Here is a 16,115-nt window from a genome sequence, read left to right as displayed (position 1 = left end):
TAGGCTTTTGGGCCACAATCGGCAAATGACGCGGCGGCCAACCCCAGGATTGCTTACGGCACCGGGAGCCGTTTCGCATGACTTGAGGGGCGGTCGGCTGTCCGACCCATGTTGGCCCTCTTATCGGAGAGGAATAAATTCCCCCATGAGTCTGCTTGACTCTTCGGGTCGCCTCTGGAATCTATAAGAACATAACAGGAACAATTGTGAGTGGACACTGACCGTCATGGCGATGAGCGCCGTGGCGCGGGAGACTGTTTTTGCCCTGCGCCGCCAGATCGCGAAGATCGAGGGAACGCTGCCCGAGCGCCTGCAGGCGCCGGCCGGCGCGGTTTCCGACGCCGGCATGGCCGCCGCGGACCGCACCGTGGTCCGGCGCGGCATCGCCGTAGCCAGGCCGGATGCTTTCCTGCGCACCGGCATCGGCCGGCTCGATGCCGCCCTCGGTGGCGATTGGGGCGGCGATTTGGGCGGCGGCCTGCCGAAAGCGGCCTTGAGCGAAATCCATGGCGTCGAGACCCGCGATGCCGGAGCGGTCGCCGGCTTCGCCCTGTCGCTCGCCAGCCTGATCCTCAAGCCCAGCCTGATCCTCAAGCAAGGGCCGCGATTGCCGGTGCTGTGGATCGGCACCCAGGAGGTTTTTCGCGAGGCGGGCTTTCCCTATGCCCGGGGCCTTCACGCCGCCTTCGGCATCGAGCCGGAGCAATTGCTGTTTTCCGAGGCGCCAAGGCTCGCCGATGCGCTGTGGGTCGCCGAGGAGGCGGCCCGCATGACGGCGCTCGCCGCCGTCATCCTTGAAGTCCGCGGCAATCCGCAGCGGCTGGACCTGACCGCGACGCGCCGGCTGCACGCCCGCGCGCAGAGCGCCGGCCGGCCGGTCTTCCTGCTGCGGCAGGCGGCCGAACCCGAACCGACGGCGGCGCCCGTCCGCCTCATCGTCTCGCCGGCGCCGGCAGGGCCGCGCGACACGGTCGCCGGGCCGCTTGCCGGCTCGATCGGCCGCCCCGCCTTCACCATCAGCATCGGCAAGAGCCGCACGGCCCTGCCAGGACAATTCATATTGGAGTGGAACCCCGATGAACGCATATTCGATGAAAGACGGATTGGGGAAGAACGAGCAAAGAATCCTGTCCCTGTGGTTTCCCTATCTCGCGGCCGAACGGATCCTGCGGCAGCGCCTGGGGCGGTCCTGGCGTTCCCGGCCATCGGATCACCGGCCGCTGGTGATCAGCCATCGCGACAGCAACGCGCAGCGCATCTTAGCCCTCGACGAGCGGGCTGAGGCGCTGCATCTGAAGCCCGGCATGGGCATCGCCGATGCGCGCGCCATGCATCCGTCGATCGACATAATGGAGGCCGATGCCGAAGCCGACCGGCGCCTGCTCGAAGGCCTTGCGGACTGGTGCGACCGCTATACCCCGCTGGTGGCGCTCGACGGGACCGACGGCCTGTTCCTCGACGTCACCGGCTGCACCCATCTTTTCGGCGGCGAACGCGCCATGCTGGACGAGATCCTGTCGCGCTTCTTCCATCAGGGCTTCGACGTCCGTGCCGGCCTTGCCGCGACACCCGGCGCCGCCTGGGCGGCGGCGCGGTTCTGCGGCGACCGCATCGTTGCCGGCGGCGAGGAGGAAGCGCTCCTGGCGCCCTTGCCGCTGGCGGCGCTACGCATCGCGCCGGAAACCCGCGCCAGCCTGGAAAGTGTTGGCCTGCGCACGGCGGGCGCGGTGATGGCCGCGCCGCGCGCGCCGCTCGCCCGCCGCTTCGGTGCCTCCCTGCTCTTGCGCCTCGACCAGGCGCTCGGCCGTCTCGACGAGGCGGTGTCGCCGCGCCTGCCCGTCGCGCCGCTTTCGGTCGAACGCCATTTGGCCGAGCCCGTCACGCTGACAGAGGACATAGAACGGCTGGTGGGCATGCTGGCGACGACCCTGAAGATCGACCTCGAGCGGCGCGGCGAAGGCGCGAGAAGCCTGGCGCTGCTCTTGTTCCGCGTCGACGGCGCCGTCAGCCGCATCGCGCTCGGCACGTCGCGACCGATGCGCGAACCCCGGCTGATCCAGAAATTGTTCCATGAGCGGCTGGCCGCCCTCGAGCAGCATATCGATGCCGGCTATGGCTTCGACCTGGTGCGGCTTTCGGTGCTGGCGGCGGCGGCCTTCGACATGCCGCAGGCCGACCTGACAGGCAAAACGACCGACGACGGCGCCGATATCGCGCTGTTCGCCGACCGCATCCGCGCCCGGCTCGGCGAGGGCGCGGTTCTCAAGCCGGTCGTCGTGGAAAGCCATCTGCCCGAGCGTGCCGTCGCCACCATCCCCTTCACGGAAACCCCGCGCCGCATCACGCCGCCGAAGAAACCGGACAGGATGCAGGCGCCGATGACCATCTTCCCGCCGGAGCGGCCGATCCGGCTTTTCCGCTCGCCCGAGCCGATTGAGGTGCCGGCCACCGAAATGCCCGAGGGACCGCCGCTGAATTTCCGCTGGCGGCGTGCGCTCTACAGGGTCGCCCGCGCCGAAGGCCCTGAACGCATCGCGCCGGAATGGTGGCGTGAATTTTCGAGCGACGAAGCGGCGTCGACACGCGACTATTTCCGCATCGAGGATGCCGACGGCCGCCGCTACTGGCTCTACCGGCAAGGTCTCTATGGCGGCTCTGAAATCCCGCCGCGCTGGTTCCTGCACGGGGTCTTCGCATGAACGCGCTGACCGCCATTCCCTATGCGGAATTCGGCATCCAGTCGAATTTCTCGTTCCTGCGCGGCGCCTCCAAGCCGGAGGAGCTGGTGGTCGCGGCCAAGCTCATGGGGTTCTCCGCGATCGGGCTCGCCGACCGCAACACGGTGGCGGGCGTGGTGCGCGCCTGGCAGCAGGCCAAGGTCGAGACGCTTGCCTACCACCCCGGCAGCCGGCTGGTTTTTTGCGACGACACGCCTGATATTCTCGCCTATCCGCAGAACCGCAAGGGCTGGGGGCATCTGTGCCGCATGCTCACGCAAGCCAATCTGCGCGAGGAGAACGAAAAGGGCGCAACCCTTCTGCGGCGCGACGACCTTCTCGAATGGGGGGATCTGATGTCGCTGTCGGTCCTGCCCGACCTGGCGGCGGAGGCCGAGGGCACACTAGCCCTGCTTGGCGAGCTCAAGGACCGTTTCGGTAAAAACCTGCGGCTTGGCGTTTCGCCCGATTATGCGGGAAACGACCGCTTCAGGATCGAGCAGGCGGCGGCGATGGCGGAGCTGGCCGGCCTGCCCTTGATGGCGACCAACGACGTCCTCTACCACACGGCCGAGCGGCGCCCGCTGCAGGACGTGCTGACCGCGATTCGCCTCAACATTCCCGTTTCGGATGTCGGGCTGGAACTCACGGCGAATGCCGAGCGCCATCTGAAGCCGCCGCTGGAGATGGCGCGCCTGTTCCGCAGGCACCCGGAGGCACTGGCCGAAACGCTGCGCTTCGCGCAGGAGCTGACCTTCTCGCTCAGCGACCTTCAGTACAATTACCCCGACGAGCCGACGCAATCAGGGCTCGGCCCGCAGGCGGAGCTGGAAAGGTTGGCGCGGGAGGGGGCGGCCAGGCGCTATCCCTCGGGCGTGCCGCAATCGGTGACGAGGCGCATCGAGGAAGAGCTCGCCCTTATTGAGCGCCTGAACTATGCCCGTTATTTCCTGACCGTCCACGACATCGTCAAATTCGCCCGCAGCCAGGATATTCTCTGCCAGGGGCGCGGTTCGGCCGCCAATTCGGTCGTCTGCTTCTGCCTCGGCATCACCGAGGTCGGGCCGGAGCGAATCGACACGCTGTTCGAACGCTTCATTTCCGAGGAGAGGAACGAACCGCCCGACATCGACGTCGATTTCGAGCATGAGAAGCGCGAGACGGTCATCCAATATATCTACGAGAAATACAGTTCCAAGCGCACCGCGCTGGCCGCCGCCGTCATCAGCTATCGCGGCCGCTCGGCGCTGCGCGAAGTGTCGAAGGCGATGGGCCTGTCCGAGGATGTCAGGGCATCGCTCTCCGGCTCGATCTGGGGCTGGTCGACCTCGGAGCTCGGCGAGAAGGAAGCCCGGGCCGGCGGCCTCGATCGCGCCGACCCCATATCGCGGCACGTGATGGAGCGTGCCAACGAGATCATGGGCTTTCCCCGTCACCTCTCCCAGCATGTCGGCGGCTTCGTCATCACCAGGGACCGGCTCGACGAGATCGTGCCCATCGTCAAGACGGCGATGGAGGAACGCAAGATGGTCGAATGGGACAAGGACGATCTCGACGCGGTCAAGATCCTCAAGGTCGACGTGCTGGCGCTCGGCATGCTGACTTGTCTCAAACGCGCCTTCACTCTGCTGACGGACCATTATCCGCAGGCGCGAGACCCTTACGGGCAGCCCTATGTCCTTGCCACCCTGCCGGAAGAGGCGAAGCCGGTCTATAAGATGATCGGTCGCGCCGACACGATCGGCGTTTTCCAGATCGAATCGCGCGCGCAGATGTCGATGCTGCCGCGTCTCAAGCCAAAAGAATTCTATGACCTTGTCATCGAGGTGGCGATCGTGCGGCCCGGCCCGATCCAGGGCGACATGGTCCACCCCTATCTGCGCCGCCGGCAAGGCAAGGAGCAGCCCGAGTATCAGAAACCGGAGCTGGAGGCGATCCTCCACAAGACGCTGGGCGTTCCTCTGTTCCAGGAACAGGCGATGAACATCGCCATCGTGGCCGGTGGCTTCAAGCCTGGCGAGGCCGACGAGTTGCGCCGCGCCATGGCCACCTTCAAGCGCACCGGCACGATCGGCAATTACCGCCGGCGCATGATCGACGGCATGGTCGGCAAGGGCTACACCCGGGATTTCGCCGAACGCTGTTTCAAGCAGATCGAGGGTTTTGGCGAATACGGCTTTCCCGAAAGCCATGCCGCCTCCTTCGCGCTGCTGGTCTATGCCTCCTGCTGGTTCAAGACCTTCTATCCCGACGTGTTCTGCGCCGCGATCCTGAATTCACAGCCGATGGGATTTTACCAGCCGGCCCAGCTTGTTCGTGATGCGCGCGACCATGGCGTCGACATCCGCGAGGTCGACGTCAATTTCTCGGTCTGGGACTGCACGCTGGAACAGGCGGCTTTCGACCCGGCCCGCATCCTGCCGCGCCATGCCGAAATGCGCGGCGTCATCGCGACGCAGCACGCAGTGCGGCTCGGCTTCAGGCAGATCAAGGGATTTTCCAAGGAGCGCATGGACGCCTTCGTCGAGCGGCGCGGTTCAGGCTACGCATCCGTGCGGGATGTCTGGCTGCGCTCCGGCCTCGATGTCGCCGAGATCGAGAGACTGGCGCAGGCCGATGCCTTCCGCTCGCTCGGCCTCGACCGCCGCGCCGCGCTTTGGGCGGTGCGCGCCCTCGACGGCAAGAGTGCCGCCGAAAAGCTGCCGCTTTTCGACCAGCCGGCGCTGCGGCTACGCGAGCTGGAGCCGGAGACGAAGCTGCCGAAAATGCCGCTCGGCGAGCATGTCATCCACGATTACCGCTCGCTCGGCCTGTCCTTGAAGGCGCACCCGGTGGCCTTCCTGCGCGAACGGCTCGACCGGGCCGGCGTGACGCCCAATGCCAGGCTGTGCTCGGTGCGGGACGGACGGCGCGTCTCAGTCGCCGGGCTCGTTCTGGTGCGGCAGCGCCCCGGCAAGGGCAATGCGGTCTTCCTGACGCTGGAGGATGACGAAGCCGTCGCCAACGTCATTTTCTGGCAGCGGACCTTCGACCGCTTCCGGCCCATCGTCATGGGCGCGCGCTTCGTCAAGGTCACCGGCAAATTGCAGTCGGAATCGGATGTCGTCCACATCGTCGCCGAGAAGATCGAGGATTTGACGCCCTGGCTGACGGTGTTGCTGGAAGAGGCAGCGCCAGCCGTGCCGGCCGGGCAGGACATCGCAAGGCTGTCGGACAAGGCGGAAAAGGTCATGCCCAGGGGGCGCAATTTTCAGTAGGCACATTCCAGTGCCTTCATCATCCACGGGCGGAGCAAGGAGCGAAGCGACGCGGCGCGAGGATTCATGCCGCGACGTCTCCGCACCGCAGCGGTGCGAAACTTGACGCTGGCGGGCGAGCCCCCCTCTGGCCTGCCGGACCCGGCCCTTCGCTGTCGCTTCGGGCGCTCCTCGTTCGCAAAGCCAAGCAATTGGCTTTGCGTCCACTTCATGGACCACTCCTCGCCCCCACAAGGGGGAGATTGGCAGTTTCAACGCTCCGCCTGCAACAATGGAGATTGGCGAAGGCGGAGATGACATTCGATCTCCCCCCTTGAGGGGGAGATGCCCGGCAGGGCAGAGGGGGGCGCCGTAGAATGCCGACCTTGATAATTTTCACGTCGAGCCGGCCGGCCCGCCCAGCCGTGGCGGCAGCACGTCTTCCGCCGAGATGCTCCGTGCCTCCGAAGGCAGCATGATCGGGATGCCGTCGCGCACGGGATAGGCGAGCTTGGCGACCCGCGAGATCAGTTCGCCGCGCTCGGGATCCCAGGCCAGCGGCCCCTTGGTCAGCGGGCAAGCCAGCAGCTCCAGCATCCTGGGGTCGACATTCGCTCTCTTTCCGTCACGCCCATCCGCCGCCATCGTGTCCTCTCTCAACATCCTACTGCAGGCTCGAGCCAAAATCCTCGTTCTCGCGCGCCAGCGCCATTTCGGTGATGGCGATCAGCGTTTCGGCGCGGGTCTTGAGATCGGCCGCTTCGAGCAGCGCCTGCTTCTCGGCCGGTCCATAGGGCGCCATCATCGACAGCGCGTTGACCAGCATGGCGTTTTCGGCCCGGCTGACGCTTTCCCAGTCGGCCTCCAGGTCGTTGGCCTGAAGATAGGAGCGGAACGCCCGCAGCAGCGCCGGCCGGTCGACCTCGGCGGCCGCCTGGTCGTCGTCGAGATCGGCGAGAAAGGGGGCGATCTTGCCTTGGCGGAACGGCGTCTTGACCGTCAGCTCATGGGTGACACGGAACCGGCACACACCCTGCAGCGAAATCAGGTAGCGGCCGTCGCCGGTCTCGGAAAGCGCTATGATGCGGCCGGCGCAGCCGACATTGCAGAGTTCCGGCTCGCCATCGTCGCGCAAGGCGCCGTCGAGGCTGGGCTGGATGACGCCGATCAGCCGGGAGCCGGCGATCGCCTCGTCGACCATCTGCAGGTAGCGCGGCTCGAAGATGTTGAGCGGCATGCGGCCGCCCGGCAGCAGAAGCGCGCCCTCGAGCGGAAAGACCGGGATGGTCGACGGCAGATCCCTGGCGAGCCGGTAGTGAGCGTTTCCCGCTTGCACCTCGTTCCTCCGATCGCTTCGCCTGGGAAGCGCCTCCATGCCGCGATCCGCCTGTCGCTGCCCGGGGTTGTTGGCTTCCCGAGGGAAAGGCGGGCCGGATTCGTCCTATCTGGCGCGGCCGGCGCCGGGTGCAAGCCCCGCGCGACCATTCGGCCGCGCCGGCTCAGGAAAACAGCAGCGACGACAATTTGCGCCGCGCGGCAAGCGTCGCCTCGTCCGTCATGCCCCAGGCCTCGAAGAAGCGCAGCAATTGCGCCTTGGCGCCGTCCTCGTTCCAGCCGCGGTCAGCCTTGATGATGGCCAGGAGATTGTCGGCGGCCGCATCGCGCTCGCCCCTGGCGTTCTGGACCATGGCCAGATCGAAGCGGGCCTGATGGTCGCCGGGATTCTCAGCCAGCCGGCGCTCGAACTCCGCCGGGTTGCCGAGTTCGGACGCTTGCGCGGCCAAGGTCATCCTGGCGCGCAGCGCGGCCAGCGGCGGCGCATCGGCCTTGGCCTGCGGCGCCCGCGCCAGCATCGCCTCGGCGCCTTCGGTATCACCGGCCTCGAACAGCAATTCGCCTAGCCCCGCTATCGCCTCGATCGTCTCCGGCGCCTGCTCGAGCACGGCGTCATAGATGTCGGCCGCCGTCTGCACGTCGCCGGCAGCGCGCGCCTCGGCCGCCGCCGCCAGCGCCTCGGTCACATCAGCCGCACCATTGCCCTTGCCGCCGACCTTGTCGATGAACTGGGTGATCTGGCTCTCGGGGATGGCGCCCATGAAGCCATCGACCGGCTGGCCGTCCTTGAAGGCGATGACCGCGGGAATGGACTGGATGCCGAGCTGGCCGGCGATCGAGGGATGGTCGTCGATGTTCATCTTGACCAGCTTGACCTTGCCGCCGGCGGCGCGGACCGCCTTTTCCAGTTGCGGCGTCAGCTGCTTGCACGGCCCGCACCACGGCGCCCAGAAATCCACCAGCACCGGCTGGCGGCGCGATTCCTGGATGACATCGGCGGCAAAGGCCGCGGTGGTCGTATCCTTGATGACGTCGCCGGCGGGGGCGGCGCCGGCCGCAGGTTTCTGCGGTTCCGCGCCGCCGCCATACTGCACCGTCGTGGCATACTGGCCGCCGCTATTGCCAAAGGAGCCGCCAAACGGATTGTTGTCACTCATGTCGTCGCCCTTTCGGTGGCGCCAGCGGATCGGCGCACTGTCCTTGGTTGGAAACCGGTTTCGCCATCCATGTGGCGATCATGCCGAGACTTTCAAGATAGCAGCATCGTGCCCGGTTGCCTCGACGAATCTGACGAGGTCGCCCGATGCGATCGACGTCGTCGCCTCATTGGTCAGCGGATGCGCGTTGATCACCGCATGCCGCATCAGCGCCTCGTCGAGCACGACCTTGACCCTGTGCTGCGTGTCGTTGATCAGGCCAAACACCGTGACTGCGCCCGGCGTGACGCCCAGAAGCTCCATCAGCATCTCCGGCTTGCCGAAGGAAACGCGGCCGGCGGCGCCGATCACATGATGGATCTGCTTCAGGTCGACGACAGCGTCCTCGCCGACCGTGACCAGGAAGAAGGCGTCCTTCTTGTCCTTCAGGAACAGGTTCTTGGTGTGGCCGCCGGCGATTTCGCCGCGCAGCGCCTGCGAATCGGCGACCGTATAGAGCGGCGGATGGCGTTTCGTCGAAACGGCGATGCCGAGTTCGGCAAGAAAGGCAAAGAGCTCGGCTTCGGTCCTGGGCATGGGGTTCTCGTCTTCGGCTGGTTTCCAGCCATGCCGTTTACGGCCAATGACATGGTCGAGACAAGACCACCGCGCGACGCGGCGCCGAATCCTTCCGGCTGCCGCCGGCGGCCTTGCCGGCCTCGTCCGGCGCATTGAAAAAAGCCTGCGATTTCCCTGTTGCAATCGCCGCGCTCTTCAGCCATATAGGCCCGGCTTGCGGCCCAAAGCCGCGCGAGCGGGTGTAGCTCAGGGGTAGAGCACAACCTTGCCAAGGTTGGGGTCGAGCGTTCGAATCGCTTCACCCGCTCCAAGTTTCCCCCCAGGGGAATCAAGCAATTAAGAGAAAAGCGCCGCCTAGTGCGGCGCTTCTTTTTTGCCCGTAGGTCATAGATATCTCCCACGACTTGGCGAGCCAGAGCACGATCTTTGTCGGCTCGCCACAGCGCTGGTCTGTTAGCGAATCGACAAGCTGGCGAACGTCAACCGATCCATACCCGTAGTTACTTCGCTGCGGATCGATGCAATCCGCCTGACTCGGACTGTCGCACCATCTCCGCTACGCACGGGCCAGAGCGATCGCGATACCCTGTCCGACACCGATGCACATCGTGGCCAGGGCCAGTCGTGCTTTTCGGGACCGCAACTCAAGCGCGGCAGTGCCGGTGATGCGAATGCCCGACATCCCAAGCGGGTGCCCGAGCGCGATCGCTCCGCCGTTCGGGTTCACATGCTCCGCGTCCTCGGGGATACCGAGTTCGCGGAGCACGGCGATGCTTTGGGAGGCAAATGCTTCATTCAGCTCGATGATGTCGAAGTCCGAAGGCGCGAGGCCGAGGCGCGCGCCAAGCTTGCGTGTCGCCGGAGCCGGGCCGATCCCCATGATCCGTGGGGCAACCCCGGCCGTCGCGACGCCCGCAATCCGGGCGATCGGTGTGAGCCCGAATGCCTTCACGGAAGCTTCGGACGCGATGATCAGCGCTGCCGCTCCGTCGTTCACGCCAGAAGCGTTGCCCGCGGTGACGGTGCCGCCTTCCTTTTTGAACGGCGCTGGAAGCTTGGCGAGCGACTCGGTTGTCGTTCCGGCGCGTGGATGTTCGTCGCGATCGACCACGATCGCATCGCCTTTGCGCTGGGGTACGGTCACCGGAGTGATCTCCAGCGCCAGCCGGCCATTTTCCTGAGCGGCGGCGGTCCTGGCCTGGCTGCGTGCGGCGAAGCTATCCTGATCGGCGCGGCTGACCTTGAAGGCTTCCGCAATGTTTTCGCCCGTCTCCGGCATCGAATCGACGCCGTACTGCTTCTTCATCAATGGATTGACGAAGCGCCAACCGATCGTGGTGTCGTAAATCTCGGCGTTGCGCGAGAACGCCTCGCCCGCCTTCGGAAGCACGAACGGCGCGCGGCTCATGGATTCGACGCCACCGGCGATGATCAGGTCGGCTTCGCCGGCCTTGATGGCCCGTGCAGCGATGCCCACGGCGTCCATTCCAGAACCGCACAGGCGGTTGACCGTGCTGCCCGGGACTTCGATCGGCAGTCCCGCCAACAGCGATGACATGCGCGCGACATTGCGGTTGTCCTCGCCTGCCTGGTTGGCGCAGCCAAAGATGACCTCATCCACCGCGGACCAGTCCAGGCCTGGATTGCGTTGCTGCAGCGCTCGCAGCGGCACTGCGCCGAGATCGTCGGTCCGGACCGAGGACAGCGAACCGCCAAACCTGCCGATCGGGGTGCGGATGTAGTCGCAGATGAAGGCCTCGGTCATTCAGAGCTCCGGTGCAGTCAAGGATTTGATTTCGCCATCGACCTTAAGCTCTGCGCCGGTCAGCGCCTGCAATTCATCGAAGCTCATCGCAAACAGCTTCTCGCGCAGCACGAAACGACAATCGATGATGTCTATGACCGCAAGGCTCGTGTAGACCCTCGTCACGCAATGCACGCCGGTCAGGGGAAGGCTGCAGGCCTTCACCAGTTTCGGACGACCGTCCTTGGTGATGTGATCGGTGATGACGGCCACGCGTTTTGCTCCGTGCACCAGATCCATAGCACCACCGACCGCTGGTATGCCCTTGGGTCCTGTGCTCCAGTTCGCGAGGTCACCGGTCTCGGCCACCTCGTAGGCGCCGAGAATGGCAACGTCGAGGTGTTCGCCGCGCACCATCGCGAAGCTGTCGGCATGGTGGAAGAACGAAGCGCCCGGATTGAGCGTGACCGCCTTCTTCCCCGCATTGATCAGATCCCAGTCCTCGTCGCCTGCCGCCGGGGCTTCGCCAAAATTGAGGATGCCGTTTTCGGTGTGGAAGATCGCCCGGCGCCCAGGCGGCTGAAAGCTCGCCACCATCTCGGGAAAGCCTATGCCGAGGTTCACATAAGCGCCGTCCTCAATGTCCTGCGCGGCGCGCCATGCAATCTGCGCGTTGGTCAGCTTGACTGTCATGCGTATGCGACCCCTTGGCGGATAAGCGCCTCTTCCTGCATCGGGTTCGAGACCTCAATCACCTGGTCCACGAAGATCCCGGGCGTCACGACCAGCTCGGGATCAATCGCACCGGGCTGGACGATCCGGCGCGCCTGAACGACGGTCGTGCGTGCGGCCATCGCCATCAGCGGCGAGAAGTTGCGTGCCGCCTTCCTGTAGGTGAGGTTACCATGAGGGTCGGCAAGTTCCGCCTTGATGAGGGCCACATCCGCCTTCAGCCAACGTTCCTGCACGTAGTGGCGCCCGTCGAACTCGGCCACAGGCTTGCCGGCCGCGAGATCGGTCCCGTAGCTCGTCGGCGTGTAGAAAGCCGGAATACCCGCGCCACCGGCGCGGATTCGTTCGGCCAAGGTCCCCTGTGGAACCAGTTCGAGCGCGATTTTCCCGGCAAGGTACCGCTCGGTGAATGCCCGCGGATCGGACGAGCGCGGGAACGAGCAGATCATCTTGGCAACCATGCCATTGTCGATCATGGCGGCGATGCCGATGCGACCGTTCCCTGCATTGTTGTTGACGATCGTAAGGTTTTTCGGGGCGCCGGTAGCGCGAAAACGGTCAATCAGTGCGTGGATCAGCTCTATCGGAGCACCTGCGCCGCCGAAGCCGCCGATCATGACGGTCATGCCGTCTTCGACGATTGCCACTGCTTCCGCGAGGCTCGCGATTGTCTTGTCCACGTAACCAGCCTTTCCCGGCACCAAGATCGATTTCGCCGCCACACGTATCGGCAGATGAGATCTTTCGGCAAGCCGGCTTGTGCGATATCATTCGTTTGTTGACATATCGCACAAGGTGAATGGATGCCCATTTCCGAACGGGACACGATGGGTGGCTTGGCCAAGGGATTGTCTGTCATAGAGACGTTCACGGTGGAACGGCCACGGCAGTCGATCACGGACGTCGCGACTGCATCCGGTCTCGACAGGGCGACAGCCAGACGCTGTCTCCTTACGCTTTCCCATCTCGGCTACGCAGACTACGACGGAAAGTTCTTCACGCTCACGCCGCGCGTGTTGAGGCTCGGGACAGCCTGTCTGGCAACCATGCCGCTGCCGCATCTGGTGCAGCCTTTGCTGGATGGCCTTTCGGAGCGGCTCGGCGAAAGCTCGTCCGTCTCGATTCTGGACGGCACCGACGTCGTCTATGTCGCGCGCGCGGCGCAGCGAAAGGTGATGTCGATCGCGCTGATGCCCGGCTCGCGGCTTCCGGCATACTGCACTTCCATGGGGCGCGTGCTCCTGGCAGCCATGCCTCCGGAACGCGCTGCACATCTTCTATCTTCCCATGCCCTGCCGGCGCGGACTGCTCATACCTTGACCGACCCCGACACCATCCTTGCGGAGTTAGGGCGGGTGCGGACGCAAGGGTTCGCGTTGATCGATCAGGAGGTCGAGCTCGGATTGCGCTCGATCGCCGTGCCGTTGATGACCGTGCGCGGGACGGTGATCGCAGCCGTGAACGTCGGCGTTGCCGCGACACATGTGGGTGTCAGCAATCTCGTTGCGCTCTACCTGGAGCCGTTGCGTGCACTTCAAGCTGAGCTGCGGGCAGTGCTGCGTTAGGGCGCTGCCATGGAGGGAATTAGCGTCCAAGTCGCTCGAAGTAGGAGAGCATGTTCCACCCATGATCTTGTCGACGCCCGCTTCATCGTAGCCGCGGCGGGCGAGCTCATGGAAGATCGAGGTGGCGGATCACGCCGAACACATCCTCGTCCGGAACATCCGCGAGAAGGCGGTCTCCAGCGCCTGCAGCCTTGGGCGTGAGGCGATATTCGACCCGGGCAGCAAACCCTGAACGCAATGGGCGAGGCCTTCAACCCCGAGGATTTCCATCGAGTGGTTTTCGGAGGGTGGAGCCGGACATTCGCGGCCGTCGAGACGGAGATCGCGAAACTACATTCTCGGTTCAAAGCGCGACGTTTCTTCGCGCAAGTGACTGGCCTCTCACGCACCGCCCTGTCGCTGATCCGCTGCGGCATTTTTCGCGGCCATAGCCGATCCGTTGTAGGCCTGCATCTGCGCCAGCTTCGCCATGCGCCGGGCGGCCTCTGCGAGCGCCGCGCAATGCTGTTTGAAGTTTTGCTCTATGATCTGACCATAGGGTCCCGTAAGTCCCACCGCGTATATAACCTCACCGCTCGTCGGCCTTATCGGAAATGCGATCGAGCCCAGGCCCGGAACATGCTCGGCCAGGTCCATGGCGTAACCCTGCTCCCGAACCTCGGCCAATTCCCTGGTCAACTCCGCGATCTTCGTTTTCGTCCGATCGGTATAGCTGCGCAGCTCCGTCGCCAGGATCCTCTTCACGGTCTCCTGCGGATGAAACGCAAGGATCGCCTTGGCCGAAGCGGTCGCATTTACAGGCATGGCCATGCCCGGCATGACATAGGTCCGGACCGGAGTGTCGGGCGCGACGCAGGTGACCGAGCGCACTTCGGTACCGTCGAACTTCGACAGGAACGCCGACTGGCCGGTGCGGTCGGCCAAATCCTGAAGCGGTCGCTGCGCGAGCGTCGTCAGCCAGCCGCTATCCGGAGACATCTGTAGCAGCTGCAGCAGGCGATCGCCGAGACGGTATGTCCGATTGCGAACGCTCTCGGCGGTGATCATCCCGCTTTCGATCAAGGCATGCAGCAGCCTGTTGATCGTGGTTTTGGGCAATCCAAGCGTCGTTTCGAGTTCGATCGCCGTCAGGCCATGCTCGAACGGCGCGACCGTCTCCATGATCGAGATGTAGCGCTCGAGGGGGCTGTCCTTGGCGCTCGGCTTCTTCGACTTCGTATTCAAGGGCACCTACGCCGATCTGACAATTGCAACTGCAAGAAGGTTATCGTTCAAAACAGACATGAGGGGCAAGGTCAGTCCCTTGTTATTCCGCCGCGCCTTGAGCCCGGGGCTCCGTAGAATAGCCGAACGGCCGCACGCCCTCGATCGGTCGGGCTCCGTTAGTAACCCGAATCCGGAAATGTCCTCGCAAATTCCGAAATTCGGTATTATCCCCATTTTATGGTCCCCTCGATTGACTCGCAAGCCAAATCCTGATTATCGGACTAAATACCGATTTTCGGAGGAACTTGAAATGGCTGAACTCCCGCGTGTGACCTACTCGAACATCGGAGTGGATTTTTCCCCGGTTCACGCTCACCTCGACGCAATGATCCCGGATTTCGAGAAGAACACACTGGGTCGCGAGTGGTCGACGCCGTTTGCGACTGGCGCTCGGAAAGAGATCCTGAGCCCGATCGACAAGAAGATCTCTCTCGGCAAGTTCCCGGCTTCAACCCCGTCAGACGTCAAGTCGGCGATCCAGGCTGCCCGAGCCGGCGCGAAGGCCTGGAACCGTTCGACGCTGGACGATCGCCTTGCATTCGGCGCCCGCTGGCGAGAGGCGCTGGCGGAGCGGAAGTATGACCTTGGTTTGGCGGCGCTATACGAGATCGGAAAGTCCCGCCTCGAGGCAGTCGGCGAAGCCGAGGAATGCCTCGACATGGTCGAGTACTACGCATCGGAGATGAACGCGAACAACGGGTTCGTCCGGCCGATGAAGATGTTGGTCGAAAACGAGACCGCTACGAGCGTCATGAAGCCCTATGGCGTCTTCGCGGTCATCGCTCCTTTCAACTTTCCGCTCGCCTTGTCGATCGGCATGGTCTCGGGTGCGCTGTTGACAGGCAATGCGGTGGTCTACAAGCCGTCGCCGGGTTGCGCGCTGACCGGATTGCTGATTGCCGAAACGCTTCGCAAGGCGGGATTGCCCGAAGGTGTTTTCAACATCGTGCTTGGCGATGGAGAGGTGGGGCGCCTTCTTGCCACCGACAACGGCATCGACGGCGTTGCATTCACGGGCTCCCATAAGACCGGCATGAGCATCTTCCGTCATATGGCAACGCTGCCCCACATGAAGCCCGTCATCGCCGAAATGGGTGGCAAGAACCCTGCCTACGTGACCAGCAAGGCCGATCTCGACCGTGCGGCGCAGGGAGTGGCGCGCTCCGCTTTTGGCCTGCAAGGCCAGAAGTGCTCCGCATGCTCGGTCGTGTATGTCGACGAGAAGGTCAAGGCGGAATTCATCGAGAAGCTGGTAGCATTCGCCGCAAAGCTGGTGGTCGGAGATCCTCGCAAGGCCGAGACCTTTATGGGCCCTGTCTATGGCGACGCCACAGTCGCCCTTTTCCAGGCCGCACTGTCGGAAGTCGAGGGCAAAGGCAAGGTGCATTTTGGGGGCGCCGCCCTGGGCCAGGGCTTTGCGGACAACTACGTCCTGCCGACGGTCGTCGAACTTGATGGTCCGGGCCGGCTGACCCGCGACGAACTCTTCATGCCTTTCGTGGTCGTCCGCGGTTTCGACAGTCTCGATGCCGCGATCGAAGAGGGCAACGACATCGCCTACGGACTATCCGCCGGCATCTTTACCAACGACCAGGAAGAGTTGCGTCACTTCCTCGACACCGCCGAAGCAGGGGTTCTCTACGCCAACCGTGCGAGCGGCGCGACGACGGGTGCATGGCCAGGCGCGCAGCCATTCTGCGGCTGGAAGGGCACCGGGGTCAGCGGCAAGGGCGGTCTCGGCTCGTGGTTCCTGCCACAGTACCTGCGCGAGCAGAGCCACACGATCATGACCAGGTGATCGAAAG

Annotated in this window: 13 protein-coding genes and 1 tRNA gene; 6 read left to right on the top strand and 8 right to left on the bottom strand. The window is 64.5% G+C overall.

Annotated features, from left to right (window positions below):
* Positions 1–226 precede the first annotated feature (226 nt).
* Genes FJ951_RS28700 through FJ951_RS06865 form a run of 3 tightly spaced genes read left to right on the top strand, consistent with a single transcriptional unit; the run spans position 227 to position 5,974 of the window.
* Positions 227–1,282 carry a hypothetical protein gene (locus FJ951_RS28700; RefSeq protein ID WP_140514081.1) on the top strand — a complete coding sequence of 352 codons (1,056 nt, stop codon included), beginning with the start codon at positions 227–229 and terminating at the stop codon, positions 1,280–1,282.
* The gene (locus tag FJ951_RS06870) at positions 1,224–2,699 is read left to right on the top strand and encodes a DUF6504 family protein (RefSeq protein ID WP_140491985.1); all 1,476 of its coding nucleotides are present in this window, start codon (positions 1,224–1,226) and stop codon (positions 2,697–2,699) included. The genes FJ951_RS28700 and FJ951_RS06870 overlap by 59 nt, the downstream gene beginning before the upstream one ends.
* On the top strand, positions 2,696–5,974 hold the full coding sequence (locus tag FJ951_RS06865) for an error-prone DNA polymerase (protein WP_140514080.1): 3,279 nt from the start codon (positions 2,696–2,698) through the stop codon (positions 5,972–5,974). Before FJ951_RS06870 ends, FJ951_RS06865 begins: the two co-directional genes overlap by 4 nt.
* Before the next feature lie 375 nt (positions 5,975–6,349).
* Here the strand turns inward: FJ951_RS06865 and FJ951_RS06855 are convergent, their stop codons facing one another.
* The 4 genes from FJ951_RS06855 to FJ951_RS06840 all read right to left on the bottom strand — a co-directional run bounded on the left by FJ951_RS06855 (position 6,350) and on the right by FJ951_RS06840 (position 9,021).
* A complete protein-coding gene (locus FJ951_RS06855; RefSeq protein ID WP_140514079.1) occupies positions 6,350–6,598 on the bottom strand; it encodes a Trm112 family protein in 249 nt (82 codons plus the stop codon).
* A gap of 19 nt (positions 6,599–6,617) precedes the next feature.
* Positions 6,618–7,289, bottom strand: a complete 672-nt coding sequence (locus FJ951_RS06850) for an LON peptidase substrate-binding domain-containing protein (protein WP_140514078.1) — start codon at positions 7,287–7,289, stop codon at positions 6,618–6,620.
* A gap of 163 nt (positions 7,290–7,452) precedes the next feature.
* Positions 7,453–8,445 carry a thioredoxin gene (trxA, locus tag FJ951_RS06845; protein ID WP_140514077.1) on the bottom strand — a complete coding sequence of 331 codons (993 nt, stop codon included), beginning with the start codon at positions 8,443–8,445 and terminating at the stop codon, positions 7,453–7,455.
* A gap of 78 nt (positions 8,446–8,523) precedes the next feature.
* The gene (locus FJ951_RS06840) at positions 8,524–9,021 is read right to left on the bottom strand and encodes a prolyl-tRNA synthetase associated domain-containing protein (RefSeq protein ID WP_140514076.1); all 498 of its coding nucleotides are present in this window, start codon (positions 9,019–9,021) and stop codon (positions 8,524–8,526) included.
* Between the two features lie 217 nt (positions 9,022–9,238).
* On the opposite strand from FJ951_RS06840, the gene FJ951_RS06835 reads away from it, so the two are divergent.
* Positions 9,239–9,313 (top strand) — tRNA-Gly (locus FJ951_RS06835).
* 246 nt (positions 9,314–9,559) lie between these two features.
* Here FJ951_RS06835 and pcaF read toward each other — a convergent pair.
* From pcaF to FJ951_RS06820, 3 genes are read right to left on the bottom strand one after another with little or no spacing between them, the layout of a single operon-like run.
* The gene (gene pcaF / locus FJ951_RS06830; protein WP_140514075.1) at positions 9,560–10,768 is read right to left on the bottom strand and encodes a 3-oxoadipyl-CoA thiolase; all 1,209 of its coding nucleotides are present in this window, start codon (positions 10,766–10,768) and stop codon (positions 9,560–9,562) included.
* On the bottom strand, positions 10,769–11,440 hold the full coding sequence (locus FJ951_RS06825; protein ID WP_140514074.1) for a 3-oxoacid CoA-transferase subunit B: 672 nt from the start codon (positions 11,438–11,440) through the stop codon (positions 10,769–10,771).
* Positions 11,437–12,159 carry a 3-oxoacid CoA-transferase subunit A gene (locus tag FJ951_RS06820; RefSeq protein ID WP_140514073.1) on the bottom strand — a complete coding sequence of 241 codons (723 nt, stop codon included), beginning with the start codon at positions 12,157–12,159 and terminating at the stop codon, positions 11,437–11,439. Before FJ951_RS06820 ends, FJ951_RS06825 begins: the two co-directional genes overlap by 4 nt.
* Before the next feature lie 123 nt (positions 12,160–12,282).
* Here FJ951_RS06820 and FJ951_RS06815 point away from each other — a divergent pair, with 123 nt between their 5' ends.
* Entirely contained in the window at positions 12,283–13,044 is a 762-nt protein-coding gene (locus FJ951_RS06815; RefSeq protein ID WP_140514072.1) for an IclR family transcriptional regulator C-terminal domain-containing protein, read from the top strand.
* A gap of 381 nt (positions 13,045–13,425) precedes the next feature.
* On the opposite strand, the gene FJ951_RS06810 is transcribed toward FJ951_RS06815, so the two are convergent.
* Positions 13,426–14,268 (bottom strand): IclR family transcriptional regulator, encoded by an 843-nt coding sequence (locus tag FJ951_RS06810; protein WP_140514071.1) that lies wholly within the window; start codon positions 14,266–14,268, stop codon positions 13,426–13,428.
* Between FJ951_RS06810 and FJ951_RS06805 the strand changes: the two genes are divergently transcribed.
* On the top strand, positions 14,237–16,108 hold the full coding sequence (locus FJ951_RS06805) for an aldehyde dehydrogenase family protein (RefSeq protein ID WP_210239738.1): 1,872 nt from the start codon (positions 14,237–14,239) through the stop codon (positions 16,106–16,108). The two genes, FJ951_RS06810 and FJ951_RS06805, sit on opposite strands and share 32 nt — an antisense overlap.
* The last annotated feature ends 7 nt before the right edge of the window (positions 16,109–16,115 follow it).

Source organism: Mesorhizobium sp. B2-2-3 (assembly GCF_006442405.1).
In the GTDB taxonomy this organism is placed as follows: Bacteria; Pseudomonadota; Alphaproteobacteria; order Rhizobiales; family Rhizobiaceae; genus Mesorhizobium.
Note: the sequence above shows the minus strand (reverse complement) of the source record. Positions and strands in the feature narration are given on the sequence as shown.

Bases quoted from the DNA above. Each gene is read 5' to 3' on its own strand.
- trxA (WP_140514077.1), bottom strand. From the start codon at position 8,445: ATGAGTGACAACAATCCGTTTGGCGGCTCCTTTGGCAATAGCGGCGGC.
- FJ951_RS06840 (WP_140514076.1), bottom strand. From the start codon at position 9,021: ATGCCCAGGACCGAAGCCGAGCTCTTTGCCTTTCTTGCCGAACTCGGC.
- FJ951_RS06855 (WP_140514079.1), bottom strand. From the start codon at position 6,598: ATGGCGGCGGATGGGCGTGACGGAAAGAGAGCGAATGTCGACCCCAGG.
- FJ951_RS06825 (WP_140514074.1), bottom strand. From the start codon at position 11,440: ATGACAGTCAAGCTGACCAACGCGCAGATTGCATGGCGCGCCGCGCAG.
- pcaF (WP_140514075.1), bottom strand. From the start codon at position 10,768: ATGACCGAGGCCTTCATCTGCGACTACATCCGCACCCCGATCGGCAGG.
- FJ951_RS28700 (WP_140514081.1), top strand. From the start codon at position 227: ATGGCGATGAGCGCCGTGGCGCGGGAGACTGTTTTTGCCCTGCGCCGC.
- FJ951_RS06815 (WP_140514072.1), top strand. From the start codon at position 12,283: ATGCCCATTTCCGAACGGGACACGATGGGTGGCTTGGCCAAGGGATTG.
- FJ951_RS06865 (WP_140514080.1), top strand. From the start codon at position 2,696: ATGAACGCGCTGACCGCCATTCCCTATGCGGAATTCGGCATCCAGTCG.